This is a genomic window from Mycobacterium sp. 48b (assembly GCF_048282725.1).
Classification (GTDB): domain Bacteria; phylum Actinomycetota; class Actinomycetes; order Mycobacteriales; family Mycobacteriaceae; genus Mycobacterium.
Genome location: NZ_JBLVUL010000001.1, coordinates 4,634,010 through 4,649,084 on the forward strand (window position 1 = coordinate 4,634,010; position 15,075 = coordinate 4,649,084).

Annotated in this window: 12 protein-coding genes; 9 read left to right on the top strand and 3 right to left on the bottom strand. The window is 66.8% G+C overall.

Features of this window, described 5'->3' with window-relative positions; translation table 11 throughout:
• Nucleotides 1-24 precede the first annotated feature (24 nt).
• Nucleotides 25-957 carry a heme o synthase gene (locus ACNQR1_RS22645; RefSeq protein WP_418047946.1) on the bottom strand — a complete coding sequence of 311 codons (933 nt, stop codon included), beginning with the start codon at nucleotides 955-957 and terminating at the stop codon, nucleotides 25-27.
• A gap of 234 nt (nucleotides 958-1,191) precedes the next feature.
• Here ACNQR1_RS22645 and tkt point away from each other — a divergent pair, with 234 nt between their 5' ends.
• Genes tkt through pgl form a run of 5 tightly spaced genes read left to right on the top strand, consistent with a single transcriptional unit; the run spans nucleotide 1,192 to nucleotide 7,640 of the window.
• A complete protein-coding gene (tkt, locus tag ACNQR1_RS22650; RefSeq protein ID WP_418050458.1) occupies nucleotides 1,192-3,282 on the top strand; it encodes a transketolase in 2,091 nt (696 codons plus the stop codon).
• A gap of 26 nt (nucleotides 3,283-3,308) precedes the next feature.
• Entirely contained in the window at nucleotides 3,309-4,424 is a 1,116-nt protein-coding gene (gene tal / locus ACNQR1_RS22655) for a transaldolase (protein WP_418047947.1), read from the top strand.
• Nucleotides 4,425-4,452: 28 nt separating this feature from the next.
• The gene (gene zwf / locus ACNQR1_RS22660; RefSeq protein ID WP_418047948.1) at nucleotides 4,453-6,000 is read left to right on the top strand and encodes a glucose-6-phosphate dehydrogenase; all 1,548 of its coding nucleotides are present in this window, start codon (nucleotides 4,453-4,455) and stop codon (nucleotides 5,998-6,000) included.
• A 28-nt stretch (nucleotides 6,001-6,028) separates the two neighbouring features.
• On the top strand, nucleotides 6,029-6,940 hold the full coding sequence (gene opcA / locus ACNQR1_RS22665; RefSeq protein ID WP_418047949.1) for a glucose-6-phosphate dehydrogenase assembly protein OpcA: 912 nt from the start codon (nucleotides 6,029-6,031) through the stop codon (nucleotides 6,938-6,940).
• Nucleotides 6,933-7,640: a 6-phosphogluconolactonase gene (gene pgl / locus ACNQR1_RS22670; RefSeq protein WP_418047950.1), complete on the top strand. Its 708-nt coding sequence runs from the start codon at nucleotides 6,933-6,935 to the stop codon at nucleotides 7,638-7,640. Before opcA ends, pgl begins: the two co-directional genes overlap by 8 nt.
• 9 nt (nucleotides 7,641-7,649) lie before the next feature.
• Here the strand turns inward: pgl and ACNQR1_RS22675 are convergent, their stop codons facing one another.
• Nucleotides 7,650-7,805: a hypothetical protein gene (locus ACNQR1_RS22675; RefSeq protein ID WP_418047951.1), complete on the bottom strand. Its 156-nt coding sequence runs from the start codon at nucleotides 7,803-7,805 to the stop codon at nucleotides 7,650-7,652.
• Between the two features lie 52 nt (nucleotides 7,806-7,857).
• Between ACNQR1_RS22675 and ACNQR1_RS22680 the strand changes: the two genes are divergently transcribed.
• From ACNQR1_RS22680 to ACNQR1_RS22695, 4 genes are all read left to right on the top strand, one after another.
• Nucleotides 7,858-8,235, top strand: a complete 378-nt coding sequence (locus tag ACNQR1_RS22680) for an ATPase (protein WP_418047952.1) — start codon at nucleotides 7,858-7,860, stop codon at nucleotides 8,233-8,235.
• A gap of 205 nt (nucleotides 8,236-8,440) precedes the next feature.
• Complete coding sequence (locus ACNQR1_RS22685; RefSeq protein ID WP_418047953.1) at nucleotides 8,441-9,736, top strand: MFS transporter; 1,296 nt, start codon at nucleotides 8,441-8,443, stop codon at nucleotides 9,734-9,736.
• The gene (locus ACNQR1_RS22690) at nucleotides 9,736-11,010 is read left to right on the top strand and encodes an ABC transporter substrate-binding protein (protein WP_418047954.1); all 1,275 of its coding nucleotides are present in this window, start codon (nucleotides 9,736-9,738) and stop codon (nucleotides 11,008-11,010) included. The genes ACNQR1_RS22685 and ACNQR1_RS22690 overlap by 1 nt, the downstream gene beginning before the upstream one ends.
• A 16-nt stretch (nucleotides 11,011-11,026) precedes the next feature.
• On the top strand, nucleotides 11,027-12,151 hold the full coding sequence (locus ACNQR1_RS22695; RefSeq protein ID WP_418047955.1) for an FAD-dependent monooxygenase: 1,125 nt from the start codon (nucleotides 11,027-11,029) through the stop codon (nucleotides 12,149-12,151).
• Between the two features lie 24 nt (nucleotides 12,152-12,175).
• On the opposite strand, the gene ppc is transcribed toward ACNQR1_RS22695, so the two are convergent.
• Nucleotides 12,176-14,983: a phosphoenolpyruvate carboxylase gene (gene ppc, locus ACNQR1_RS22700; protein WP_418047956.1), complete on the bottom strand. Its 2,808-nt coding sequence runs from the start codon at nucleotides 14,981-14,983 to the stop codon at nucleotides 12,176-12,178.
• Nucleotides 14,984-15,075: the final 92 nt, after the last annotated feature.

A 15,075-nucleotide genomic window follows, 5' to 3' on the forward strand; every position in this document is an offset into this window, starting at 1 on the left:
GTGTTGGGGCGGCAGTTCGCCGAGCTAGTGGCCGAAGACCGTCGGCAGCGCGAGCGCCGAGTCGATGGCCAGCGCGCAGAACACCACGGCCAGGTAGTTGTTCGACTGCAGGAACAACCGCAGCGGCTTCACCGGCTCGCCGCGCTTGACCCCGGAGTACAGCTGGTGGGCCATCACCAGGAACCACGCACCTGCCAACAGAGCCACGGCGCCGTACAGCCACCCGGTGGCCAGCGCCAGCGCCAGCGTGGTGAGGACCGTCAACCAGGTGTAGATCAGGATCTGGCGGGTGACCTGACGCTCGGTCGCCACGGCGGGCAGCATCGGCACCCCGGCCGCCTTGTAGTCGTCCTTGTAGCGCATCGCCAGCGCCCAGGTGTGCGGCGGCGTCCAGAAGAAGATGATCAGGAACATCACCAACGCCGGCCACTGGATGGTGCCGGTGACCGCGGACCAACCGATCATCACCGGCATGCAGCCGGCCGCTCCGCCCCACACGACGTTCTGCGACGTGCGGCGTTTGAGCAGCAACGTGTAGACGAAGACGTAGAACGCGATCGTCGCGACGGCCAGCAATCCGGACAGCAGATTCGACGTCCAGCTGAGCCAGCAGAACGACGTGACCGAGAGCACCAGACCGAAGATCAGTGCGTGCCGCGTCGGGACCGACGCCTGGGCCAGCGGGCGGCGGGCGGTCCGCTTCATCACCTTGTCGATGTCGGCATCGGCCACACAGTTGAGCGTGTTGGCGCCGGCCGCGGCCAGCATGCCGCCGATCAGCGTGTTGAGGATCAGCAGCGGGTCAACGGTGCCACGGTCGGCCAGCAACATGGCCGGAATCGTGGTGACCAGCAACAACTCAATCACACGCGGCTTGGTCAACGCCAAATACGACAGGAAGGTGGATCGTATTCGGCTCGGCGCCCCATTGATGAGCCGGCGCTCGCGAATGCTCACGCAAATAACTCCTCGGGTGGCGTCACGCGGCTTCTACTACACACGATGGTAGACCGCCGCCCGAACGCCTCGGCACCGCAGGGTCTGTTCCGGGCGACAACGGGGTAAACGACCGGGTATCGCTGTGAGAACCAGTCTGCATCTGATCAGTCCGCCCCACTAGGGTGTTTGTCGTAGCAGCATGGCAACTGCGTGCGCACGTGCCAGCAGATCGAAGACGAGGAAGTGAGCTTAGTGACCACCGCCGAAGAGATCACCGCTCTCACCCAGCCCAACCACCCCGATGACTGGACCGACCTCGACAGCGTTGCGGTCGACACCGTCCGGGTGCTCGCGGCCGATGCGGTGCAGAAGGTCGGCAACGGCCACCCGGGAACAGCGATGAGCCTGGCTCCCCTCGCCTACACGCTGTTCCAGCGGCAGCTGCGCCACGATCCCAGCGACACCGAATGGATCGGCCGGGACCGCTTCGTGCTGTCCTGTGGACATTCCAGCCTGACCCTGTACCTGCAGCTCTACCTCGGCGGATTCGGCCTGGAGCTGGCCGACATCGAGGCACTGCGCACCTGGGGTTCGCTGACCCCGGGCCACCCCGAGTACCACCACACCAAGGGTGTGGAGATCACCACCGGTCCGCTCGGCCAGGGGCTGGCGTCGGCGGTCGGCATGGCGATGGCCGCCCGCTACGAGCGCGGCCTGTTCGATCCCGACACCGCCGCGGGTGAGAGCCCGTTCGACCACTTCATCTACGTGGTGGCCTCCGACGGCGACATGGAGGAAGGCGTCACCAGCGAAGCGTCGTCGCTGGCCGGCACCCAACAGCTCGGCAATCTGATCGTGTTCTGGGACGACAACAAGATCTCCATCGAGCACAACACCGACATCGCGCTGAGCGAGGACGTGCCCGCGCGCTACCGCGCCTACGGCTGGCACGTCCAGGAGGTCGAGGGCGGCGAGAACGTCGTCGGTATCGAGCAGGCCATCGCCGAGGCCAAGAAGGTCACCGACAAGCCCTCGTTCATCGCCCTGCGGACCATCATCGGCTACCCCGCCCCCACCAAGATGAACACCGGTGGCGTGCACGGTTCGGCCCTGGGTGCCGACGAGGTGGCCGCCACCAAGAAGATCCTCGGCTTCGACCCGGACAAGAGCTTCGACGTCCGTGATGACGTCATCGGCCACACCCGCGAGCTGGTGGACCGCGGCAAGAAGGCCCACGCCGACTGGCAGGTGACCTTCGATGCCTGGGCCGAGCGCGAGCCCGAGCGCAAGGAACTGCTGGACCGGCTGCAGGCACAGAAGCTGCCCGAGGGCTGGGACGCCGACCTGCCGCACTGGGAGCTCGATTCCAAGCCGGTGGCCACCCGTGCCGCCTCCGGAGCCGTTCTGGCCGCCGTCGGTCAGACCCTGCCGGAGCTGTGGGGTGGTTCGGCCGACCTCGCCGGCAGCAACAACACGACCATCAAGGGCGCGAATTCGTTTGGACCGCCCTCGATCTCGACCGAGGACTGGAATGCGACCTGGTACGGCCGCACCCTGCACTTCGGTATCCGCGAGCATGCGATGGGCGCCATCCTGTCCGGCATCGTGCTGCACGGCCCGACCCGCGCGTACGGCGGAACTTTCCTCCAGTTCTCGGATTACATGCGACCGGCCGTGCGTTTGGCCTCATTGATGAACATCGATCCGGTCTACGTCTGGACCCATGACTCGATCGGCCTCGGCGAGGACGGCCCGACGCACCAGCCGATCGAGCACCTGGCGGCGCTGCGCGCGATCCCCAACCTGTCGGTGGTGCGGCCGGGTGACCCGAACGAGACCGCCTACGCATGGAAGACCGTGCTGGAACGCACCGCCAGCACCGGTCCGGTGGGGTTGATCCTGACCCGCCAGGGCGTTCCCGTGCTGGAGGGCACCAGCGCCGAAGGCGTGGCCCGCGGCGGCTACGTGCTCGGCGGCACCCCCGACGAGAACCCCGACGTGGTGATCATCGCCACGGGCTCCGAGGTCCAGCTCGCCGTCGCAGCACAGAAGCTGTTGGCGGACAAGGACATCAACGCCAGCGTGGTGTCCATGCCGTGTGTCGAGTGGTTCGAATCGCAGCCCAAGGAATACCGCGATTCGGTGCTGCCGCCTGCGGTTTCGGCCCGGGTGGCGGTCGAGGCCGGAGTGGCGCAGAGTTGGTACAAGCTGGTCGGGGACACCGGCGAGATCGTCTCGATCGAGCACTACGGCGCCTCGGCCGACGACAAGACGCTGTTCCGTGAGTTCGGTTTCACCCCCGAGGCCGTGGTGGCCGCGGCTGAACGATCTCTGGACAACTGACCGACGACTGGCAGGAGAAGGCGAACATGACTCAGAACCCGAACCTCGCGGCCCTGAGTGCCGCGGGTGTATCCGTCTGGCTCGACGATCTGTCGCGCGAGCGGCTGCAATCAGGAAATCTGACGGAGCTCATCAATACCCGCAGCGTCGTGGGGGTGACCACGAACCCGTCGATCTTCCAGGCAGCGCTGTCGAAGGGCACCGCCTACGACGCGCAGGTCAAGGAACTCGCCGAGCGGGGCGCCGACGTCGACGCCACCATCCGCACCGTCACCACCGACGACGTCCGCAACGCGTGCGACGTCCTGGCCAAGCAGTACGAGGCCTCCGACGGTGTGGACGGCCGGGTGTCGATCGAGGTCGACCCCCGACTGGCCCACGACACCGACAAGACGATCCTGCAGGCGATCGAGCTGTGGAAGATCGTCGACCGCCCCAATCTGCTGATCAAGATTCCCGCGACGCTTGCCGGGCTACCCGCGATCACCGCGGTGATCGCCGAGGGCATCTCCGTCAACGTCACGCTGATCTTCTCGGTGGAGCGGCACCGCGCGGTGATGGACGCCTACCTGGCCGGGCTGGAAAAGGCCAAGGAGGCCGGCCACGATCTGTCCAAGATCCATTCGGTCGCCTCGTTCTTCGTGTCCCGCGTGGACACCGAGATCGACAACCGGCTGGAGAAGATCGGCTCCGAGGATGCACTGACACTGCGCGGCAAGGCCGGTGTGGCCAACTCGCGTCTGGCCTACGCGGCCTACGAGGAAGTCTTCGGCGGCGAGCGCTTCGCGGCGCTCAAGGGCGACGGCGCCCGCGTGCAGCGGGTGCTGTGGGCGTCCACCGGCGTCAAGAACCCGGACTACTCGGACACGCTCTACGTCACCGAGTTGGTCGCACCGCACACGGTGAACACGTTGCCGGAGAAGACGCTGGAAGCGGTCGCCGACCACGGCAAGATCGCCGGTGACACCATCACCGGGACCGCGGCGGCATCGCAGGAGACCTTCGACAAACTCAGCGCCATCGGCATCGACCTGGTCGATGTGTTCAAGGTGCTCGAGGACGAGGGTGTGGAGAAGTTCGAAAAGTCGTGGCAGGAACTGCTCGACGCGACACAGGGCCAACTCGACGCCGCCACGCGATGAGCGCCCGCGCGGAGAGCCGAGGACGGCGATGAGCCCGGCCGGCGCCGACACGGCCGCATGGCGTAACCCGTTGCGGGACAAGCGCGACAAGCGCATGCCCCGCATCGCGGGACCCTGTGCGGTGGTGATCTTCGGCGTGACCGGGGACCTGGCCCGCAAGAAGTTGATGCCGGCCATCTACGACCTGGCCAACCGAGGCTTGCTGCCACCCAGCTTCGCGCTGGTCGGCTTCGCCCGCCGCGACTGGGCGGACGAGGATTTCGGCAAGATCGTCTTCGACGCGGTCAAGGAGCACGCCAGAACCCCGTTCCGCCAGGAGGTCTGGGACCGCCTGGCCGAGGGATTCCGGTTCGTGCAGGGCACTTTCGACGACGACGCGTCGTTCGAGCGCCTCAAGGACACCCTGCACAAACTCGATGTCGAGCGCGGCACCAGCGGCAATCATGCGTTCTACCTGTCGATCCCGCCGAAGGCGTTCCCTCAGGTCTGCGAGCAACTGTCGAAATCCGGTCTGGCCGACAAGCCGGAGGGCAGCTGGAGCCGGGTGGTCATCGAGAAGCCGTTCGGTCACGACCTCAAGAGCGCCGAGGAACTCAACGCTGTGGTCAACAGCGTGTTCCCGGAGTCGTCGGTGTTCCGCATCGACCACTACCTGGGCAAGGAGACCGTTCAGAACCTCCTGGCACTGCGCTTCGCCAACGAGATGTTCGAGCCGGTGTTGAATTCGCACTACGTCGACAGCGTGCAGATCACGATGGCCGAGGACATCGGTCTCGGCGGGCGCGGTGGCTACTACGACGGCGTCGGTGCCGCCCGGGATGTCATCCAGAACCATCTGCTGCAGCTGCTGGCGCTGACGGCGATGGAGGAGCCGGTGAGTTTCTCCCCCGCCGAGCTGCAAGCCGAGAAGATCAAGGTGCTTTCGGCGACCCGGCTCGCCGAGCCACTGGACGAGACCACGTCCCGGGGCCAGTACGCCGCGGGCTGGCAGGGTGGCGAGAAGGTCGTCGGGCTGCTGGACGAAGAAGGGTTCTCGAAGACGTCGACCACCGAGACGTTCGCGGCCATCACGCTGGATGTGGACACCCGGCGCTGGGCAGGTGTGCCGTTCTATCTTCGCACCGGAAAACGCTTGGGCCGCAGGGTCACCGAGATCGCGCTGTTGTTCAAACGGGCACCGCACCTGCCCTTCGACGCCACGATGACCGATGAGCTGGGCCAGAATGCGCTGGTGATCCGGGTCCAGCCGGACGAAGGCATCACGTTGCGGTTCGGGTCCAAGGTGCCGGGTCACATCATGGAAGTCCGCGATGTCAGCATGGACTTCTCCTACGGCTCGGCCTTCGCCGAGGAGTCACCCGAGGCCTACGAGCGTCTGATCCTCGATGTCCTGCTGGGCGAGCCATCGCTGTTCCCGGTCAACGCCGAGGTCGAATTGTGCTGGAAGATCCTGGATCCCGCACTGGAGTACTGGGCTACGCACGGTAAGCCCGATTCGTACGAGTCCGGAACATGGGGCCCCGATTCGGCATTCGAGATGCTGCGCCGGTCGGGCCGGGAATGGAGGCGGCCGTGACGAGCGCTAGCGCGAGGAACCGAGCAATATGATCGTCGATCTGCCCGAGACCAATACCGGGGCGATCAACAAGAAGATCGTCGCTCTTCGTGAGGAGGGCGGTGCGATCACCCTCGGCCGGGTGCTGACGCTGGTCATCGCCCCCGATACCGAAGCGGTGCTCGAGGAGTCGATCGAGGCGGCCAACTGGGCCAGCCGTGAGCATCCCTGCCGCGTGATCGTGGTCATCCCCGGAGACCGATTGACCACCGAGGCGCGGCTGGACGCCCAGCTGCGGGTGGGCCGCGACGCGGGCGCCAACGAGGTGGTGGTGCTGCGACTGTCCGGTCCGCTGGCCAATCACGCCAGCAGTGTCGTGACGCCGTTCCTGCTGCCCGACACCCCGGTGGTGACCTGGTGGCCCGATCTCGCCCCTGCCGTCCCCGCACAGGATCCGCTGGGCAAGTTGGCGATTCGCCGGATCACCGATGCCACCAACGGCACCGATCCACTGGCCTGCATCAAGAGCAGGCTCAACGGCTACACGGACGGTGACACCGATCTGGCCTGGAGCCGCGTCACCTACTGGCGTGCGTTGCTGGCCGCGGCGATCGACCAGCCACCGCACGAACCCATCACCTCCGCGCTGGTGTCAGGGCTCAAAGACGAACCCGCGCTCGACATCCTGGCCGGCTGGTTGGCCAACCGGATCGACGGACCGGTGACCCGGACGGCCGGCGAATTGAAGGTCGAGCTGACCAGGCCCAGTGAAACCGTGACCCTGGCACGCCCGCAGACCGGCGTCACCGCCGTACTGAGCCGTACCGGCAAGCCGGATGCGTTGGTGCCGCTGGCCCGCCGCGAGGCCAAGGAGTGCCTGGCCGAGGATCTACGCCGCCTCGATGCCGACGAGATCTACTACGACGCACTCACGGGAATCGACAAGGTGAGCTATGTCTGAGCGTGTCATCGAAACCTATTCCGATGCAGACGCATTGGCGACGGCGGCCGGAGCGCGGCTGGTCGGGGCGATCACTTCGGCGATCGCCACCCGCGGCGCCGCGAACATCGTGCTGACCGGCGGCACCGTCGGGATCGCGATGCTGCGCCATGTCGCGTGTGCCGAGATCGAATGGTCGAACGTTCAGCTGTACTGGGGCGACGACCGTTACGTGCCCCAGGGTGACGCCGAACGTAACGACCAGCAGGCCCACGACGCGCTGTTGGGGAGCATCAACATCCCGCCTGCCAATGTGCACCGGATGGCCACCAGCGACGGCGAGTTCGGTGACGCCATCGACGATGCCGCCACCGCATACGAACAGCAGTTGCCTGCACAGTTCGACGTGCACCTGCTGGGGATGGGCGGCGAAGGGCACATCAACTCGTTGTTCCCGGACACGCCGGCCGTGCGGGAGACCACCCGGCTGGTGGTCGCGGTGACCGACTCCCCCAAGCCGCCACCCCGCCGAATCAGCTTGACGCTGCCCGCGATTCAACGCTCGCGAGAGGTCTGGTTGGTGGTGTCGGGCGAGGCGAAGGCCGAAGCCGTCGCCGCCGCGGTCGGCGGTGCGGATCCGGTCGACGTCCCCGCCGCGGGCGCCATCGGTCAGGAGAAGACCATCTGGCTGCTCGACGAGGCTGCCGCCGGCAAGCTCTGAGTCCAGCGGCTAGTCCTCCGCGGCACCGTCGTGCTGCTCGGTCGTCGCGTCCGCCAGAGCCTCGGCGTACCCGGCCAGGTAGTCGGCCACCTGATGGTGGGGTGTGGCCCCGTCGGCCGCCACGGCCGACCGGGCGCGGTGTTCACAGAATTGCCGCACAGCCATTCAGACGCGGTTCGACCACGTTTGGTTCCGTACCGGAGCCATACTGTTCGGCATGGCAGACAAAGGCGACGGCCGCACCCGCCCGAATTCTGGACGGCAGAGAATTCGTACACTGACGCAGGCCGCGCTCAACGCCGACATGACGGTGGAGCAGGTCGACACCCTGCTCACCGATCTCAGCACCACGCTGGTGGACCTCAACAAATCGACCGGCGGCCTGGATGCCACCCTCGACCGGTTCAACGACACCATCACCCGAATCGACGAGCTCGCGCCGCGCCTCATCGCGGTCGTCGAGCGTCTCGAGTCGATCGTGGACCGCGTCGAAGTCATCGTCGGGATCGGTGAGGCGGTGATGTCACCGCTGGCAGCGACCGAGAATGCGGTGCGCGCCGTGGTCACCCGGGTCCGCAAGAGCGCAGGACTGTAGCGCCGGTCCGCTCCACGCCTCGGTTACAGTGGTCGCCATGGGTGCCGGACTCGATCGCGCAGACGCACGCGCCGTGTGCGCTGCCGCGCCGTGCGCACCGAGTTTGCTCGCGTCGATCTGGAACCGGGCCCGGCTGGCGCCGCTGAAGAGGATCTCGGGTTAGCTCTCGCTGCCCATCGATCCTGCTATCTAGCTTCGAGGCGTCATGAAGCCGTCCCTATACGCCGTTGCGGCGTCTCTCTACCTGACCGAATACACCCTCTACTCCAACTCGTCGTCGGCTGTTCTGCTGAACTCGGCGATTGCCGGCTACTTCGGTATCCCGTTCTCACAGGCCGCGTACATCGGTGTGGCATTCCTGGCCGGGTTCTGCCTGGCGTTGCTGCCCGCGGGCCTGCTGTCGCATCGTTGGCGGCCCACCGCGGCGTTCTTCGTCAGTTCGGCGGCGCTGGCCGTTCTCGGTGTCGCTGCCGGGCTCAGCCCTGAGTTCTGGGTCCTCATCGCATTGCGGTTCCTCCAGGGCATCGCCTCGGCCGTGCTCGCACCCCAGATCTTCCGGATCATCCGCGCGCAGTTCTATCCGGATCACCACTCGGCCGTGCTGGGTGCCTGGGGCCTGGTGGTGTCGGCATCTGCGCTGTGTTCACCCCTGATCACCGCGCTGCTCAACGATCTGTGGGGCTGGCGCTCGTTTCCGTACGAAACCGTGGTGACCACGGTCGCGGCGATGGTGCTGCTGGCACTGGCACCGGGGAGCCCGGGAACCACCGGCGAGGACACGGCGGGCGACCGGGAGGCGATCCCGCTCGTGGGCCTCGCCGTGGTGCAGTTGGCGATCTTTCTGGCGATCGGTTGGGCTACCGCGCTGTACGTCAAGGTCGCGCTGCTCGCCGTCGCGATGCTGCTCGGGATTGTCGTGATCGTCCTGCGTGGCCGGTCACAATCTCGTGTCCTGTCGAGAAGCCTGGTCGTGGTGTTCGTCGCCGGTATCGCCACGAACGTGTTCACGTTGTCGGTGGTGTATGTCCTGCAGCAGGTGCGAGGGCTGAATTCCTATGGCTCAGCGCTGTTCCTGCTGCCCATGGCGTTCTTCGCCGGACTGATTCCCATGCTGAATCTCGGCAGGCCCGGGCACAATCGGAAGAGCACAGGTCTTGTGTGTGTCGGCTCGGCGTTCCTGATCGCGGCCGGCCTGAGTCTGCCGGCGCAACTGCTGCTGGTCAGTGCGGCGCTGATGGGCGCCGCGATGGGATTCCTGTGGAGTTCGCTGGCCAGTAACGTGCTGACCAGTTCCAGGCACATCCCGTTCGATTCCAGTCTGTACCACTATCTTCGGGCGCTGGGTGCCGCGATCGGGGTGGCCGCCGGAGCGACGATGATCGACGGCCTGGGTGCCGCACTGTTCGGCGGGGCGGCCGTGCTGGTGACGGCGGCCGGATTGATCGCGATACTGGCCGCCCGTTCAGCCTGGCACGCAACGCAATTGGTGCCGGTGCGATGATGCGCGATTTCACGTTCGGCTGGCCGACGCATCAGCTCACCGACGATCCGCGCCTGGCGTACAACAGCATCTCGAAAACGTACTGCCGGATGATCTATGACAGCCTGCTCGACATCGATCCGGGCACCGGGGAACTGCTCCCGTGGCTGGCCACCGCGTGGCACTACCGCGACCCGCTCACCCTGGACCTGACCATCCGGCCCGACAGATGCTTCTCCGACGGCACACCGCTCACACCCGAGACGGTTGTGCAGAGCTTTTCCGGCATCATTGCCCTCGAACAGGTTTCACCGCTGCCGGCCGCGGTCACGATGCTCACCGGACTCGGCCGCATCGAGGCCGGGGCCGACAAAGTGACGTTTCACTTCGTGCGACACAACGCGGCATTCCTCCGGTCGCTGGCCAGCGTGAACCTCGCGATCAGGAGCTCATCGGGACTGGGCACCGGCCGGTGGGTGCAGACCGAGGAAGGCGTCGCCGACGGAACGCGCCGGCTGGCGTTCCGCAAGGCCGGCACCGGCGATGTGTACGCCGGGCCGATCGACAATTACGTCGTCGCCGAACTCCACAATCCCGGCATCAGTTACGGGTTGTGTCCCAACGCATCCCGCGGCCCGCTGACCGACCCCAGGGTCCGGCGTGCGCTGTCGCTGCTGATCGATCGTCAGGCATTGCGGCCGATCCTGGCCGCCGACTGGTACGGCCTCGCGTCCTCAGTGCTGACGCCGACGACCGTCGGCTACCAGGACTGCTCGGCCGAGCTCGCCTTCGATCCGGCGACGGCCCACCGGCTACTCGCTGCCGCAGGCGCTCAGGGGCTTTCGTTCGAGGTGGTGTTCAACAGCACGTTCTCCCCCGTCGACGCCGCGATCCTCACCGCGGTCGCGGCGCAGTGGAAGCGACACGGCATCGAACTCGTCCTCGCCGACGTCGAGTTTCCCGAGCTTCGCCGCCGCCAGCAGTCCGGCGACTATGACTTCCGGTTCTTCTACTTCACCGGCAGCGATCCCGATCTGTTGCGCTACCAGTTCGCCGTCGACCAGCGGAACATGAACCGCCGCACCGTACCTGACGACCTCGACACGCTGCTCGACACCCAGCTCGCCTGTGCCGACCCCGACACTCGCGGCGACCTGGTGCACGCCATCCAGCTTCGCATCCTCACCGGCGGCCTGTGGCTGCCGCTCTGCAATGTCCGCACGGTCACCAGCTACCGGCCCGGCGCACTGTCCGGTGTCTACCTCGACGCCGAAGCCCTCGCCCGAATCCCCTGACCCCGAAAGGCCCATCATGGACATCGCCATCATCGGCGCCGGACTCGGCGGGCTGGCCACCGCAGTCGCCCTGCAGCACCTCGGCCATCGTCCCGTCGTGTTCGACAAGACCCGCAAACTCGGCGAGGTCGGTGGCCCGCTCGGGATCTCGCCGCAGACCCTGAGATTGTTCGACACGTGGAACATCGTCGACGGGTTCAACGAAATCTCCTCGGCCACGCAATACTTCGAGAACCGTGACCAGCAGGGACACCTGGAGAACATCACCGACTACGCGGCGATCCCGGTGGCCGGCTGCGAACACGGCCGGTTCGGCTACGCCGACGCCGAGGTGTCCCCGCGCACCGTGCATCGCGCCGATCTGCACAGCCTGTTGGTCTCGACCGTGGGATCCGGGCAGGTGCGGCTGCGCCATGAGCTCGCCGGCATCATCGAGCGCGACGATCACGTCGAGCTGCGCTTCACCAACGGTGAGGTGCAGCGGGCCGGTCTGGTGATCGCGGCCGACGGCCTGCGGTCGACAGTGCGGAAGATGTTCAGCAAGGACGACATTCACTACTGCGGTTCGGTGATCTTCCGGGCCGTCAGCCCCGCCGAATGCCTGGACGTCCCCAACGACCGGCTGCGATCCTGGCATTCCACGGACTACGCGAAACACGTCATCTCGATGCCGGTGCGGGCCGGCAGGCAGGTGGCGGTCGACGCCACCCTCGGGGTGGACGAGCCACCGCTGCACCTGTGGTCGGCCCGGGCCGATCTGCAGGCACTGGCCCGCCAGTTCGACGAGTTCGATCCGGTGGTCGGGCGGATGCTGCGCGCCGCGACGAGCCCGGTCTACATGCATCCGGTGTACGACCGGGATCCGATCGACCGGTGGACCAGTGCACGAATTGCGCTACTCGGGGACGCGGCCCACCCGATGACGCCGTTCGGTGGCCAGGGCGCCAACCAGGCCATCCAGGACGCCGCGGAACTCGCGGCCCAGATCGCCACGGCGCACGACGGCGACCTCCCCCAAGCGTTGCAGCGTTACCAGCGGATCAGGACGGAGCAGACCGCCGAGATCCAGCGTGCGGCGCGAAGTTACGCCGACCGCCGGGCCACAGTGTCGCTGCGGCTGGCGGACGTCCTCGTGAGCTAGCCACCCGTACGCGACAGCGACAATTCAGCCACTGTTGCGCAGGGCAGTCGCCAGTCCGCTCATGGTGAGCAGGATTCCGCGCTGCACCAGTTCGTCGGTGTCGCCCGCGCGGTACCTGCGCAGTAGTTCGACCTGAAGGTGGTTGAGCGGTTCGAGGTACGGGAACCGGTTGAACACCGAGCGGGCCAACGCGGGGTTGTCGGCCAGCAGGTCGTCCTGGCCGGTGATCAGCTTGTACATGGCGATGGTGCGATCGTGTTCGGCGACGATCTTGTCGAACACCCTGGCCCGCAATTCCGGATCGTCGACCAATTCGGAATACCGTGCCGCCAGGCCCATATCCGACTTGGACAGCACCTGCGCCATGTTCGACAGCACGGTGCGGAAGAACGGCCAACGCTCGTAGAGGTCCTGCAGCACCGCGACCCGGGACTCGTCCTCCCCGATCCATTGTTCGAACGCTGCGCCGGTGCCGTACCAACCGGGCAGCATCACCCGGGACTGGCTCCAGGCCAGCACCCACGGGATGGCCCGCAGGTCGGCTATCGAGGTCGTCGGTTTGCGTGAGCTGGGACGGCTGCCGATGTTGAGTGCACCGATCTCGCTGACCGGGGTCGATGCCTTGAAGTACTCGACGAATCCCGGTGTCTCGTGGACCAATTCGGCGTAGGACCGCTGTGCCAGGGCGGCCAGCTCATCGAGTACCTGATAGGCAGGCTCGGCTTCGTCGCCCAGCCCCTCGACGTCGAGCAGGGTGGATTCCAGTGTCGCCGCCAACAGCGTCTCCAAGTTGCGGTGCGCGATCCGCGGCTCCGCGTACTTCGCCGCGATCACCTCGCCCTGCTCGGTGATCCGCAATGAACCCTTCACCGCACCGGGCGGCTGCGCCAGGATCGCGTCGTAGCTGGGTCCACCACCACGGCCCACGGTGCCGCCCCGACCGTGAAACAGGCGCAAGCGAATTCCGGTCTTGCCTGCCGCTTCGACGAGGTCAAGTTCAGCCCGGTATAGCGCCCAGTTCGCCGCGAGGTAGCCTCCGTCCTTATTGGAGTCCGAGTACCCCAGCATCACTTCTTGATGCTGCCCGCGCGCGGAGACGACACTGCGGTAGACCGGCAGCGCGAGCGCCTCCTGCAGGATCGAGGATCCCCGCTGGAGATCGTCGATGGTTTCGAACAGCGGCACGATCCCGACCGGTGCGTACACCTCCGCTCCGTGAGCCGCACCCGAGACATCGAGCAGGCCGGCCTCTTTGAGCAGGATCGCGGCCTCGAGCAGATCGGATACCGACTGGCACATGGAGATGATGTAGTTCGGCACGGCCTGCGGACCGAAGACGCCGACCGCCCGCGCCGCGGCTCCGACGATGTCGAGTTCTTTGCGAGCCAGCTCCGAAAGTTCGGCACCCTCGCCGATCAACGGACGGCGGGTGGAGATCTCGCGCGCGAGCAGTTCCACCCGCTGCGATTCGGGCAGCGATGCGTAGTCGGGATGCACCCCGGCCCAGGCCAACAACTCGGCGACCACCTGCTCGTGCACCTCGGAGTTCTGCCGCATGTCCAGGCCGCACAGATGAAACCCGAAGACCCGCACCGCCTCTCGTAGCCGGGCCAGCCGGTCGTCGGCCAGCACCGCACTTCCGTTGGCGCGCAGCGAGTCGTCCACCGTGTCCAGATCGGCCAGGAACTCCCCCGGAGCTCGATAGGGTTCCAGACCCAGATCGAGTTCGTGTTCGGGCTGCTCGTCGAGGATCTGCCGCCCCGTGGCCGTGAGGCGGGCGTGGATCACCCGCAGTGCCCGCCGGTAAGGTTCGTCGCCCCGCGCCGGCTCGTTGCAGGCACCGGCCAGCGAGGTGAGCCCATCGCTCACCCTGACCAGCCGCGCCGACATCGACAGCTCTTCCTCCAGCGCGGTCATCTCGGTGAAGTAGTGCGCGAAGGCGACGTGGGCGGCTCGCCCCGTGGCCAGCCGTACCACGCCGGCGTCGACGTTGGGGTTTCCGTCGCGGTCGCCGCCGATCCAGCTGCCCGGCCGCAGAATCGGCTGCTCCAACAGGTTCGCCCCAGGCCAGCGGGCCTGCAACGCGGTCCGGACTTCGGCGTTGACCTGTGGAATGACCTCGAAGAACGCGGCCGGGTAGTACCGGAGGCCGGTTTCGATCTCGTCGGAGATCTTGAGCCGGGACAACCGTACGAGGGCGGTCTGCCACAAGGTGAGGATGTGGCGGCGCAATTCGATCTCGATGTCGCGGCCGTCGGCGGTGCGGGTCTGCCCGTGCAGGCGCAGCCGCATCAACTCGGTGACCCGATGCTGGGTGTCGAAGACGGTGCGGCGCCGGGTCTCGGTGGGATGAGCGGTGATGACGGGCGAAACCAGGGCTCCCGACAGCGCATCGGCGACGCCACCGCCATCCAGCCCAGCCGCGTCCAACTTCAGATACGTCGCGGCCAGGCTGCTGTCCTGCGGCGGCTCCCCTGCGGCCTCGTGCACCGCCCGGCGCCGCTCGCGGTGGATGTCCTCGGCGACATTGGCCAGGAGCGCGAAGTGGGTGAAGGCGCGGATGACGGGGATCGCCTGGTGGACCTCGATGCCGGTGAACAACGCCGCCAACTCGGCCCGGTCGATCTCCGAACGACGGACCCGGAAGGATTCCACCCGCGCCCGCTCGACCAGGTCGAAGACCTCCGCGCCGTTCTGCTCGCGCACGGTGTCACCGAGAATCGCACCGAGCAGCCGGATGTCCTCGCGCATCGGCTCGGTGGCCTCTCGGCCCACCGGAGTGCGCTGGACCGCGCCGATCGGGTCGAGCGTGGTGTCGGGACCGTCAGCCATTCCCCCAGTATCGGTGCAGCCACGGTCCCCCGCATGGCGGCAACACCAGCGCCACGCTTGACTGGGCAACGACCACCTGGCGCGATCCGCCG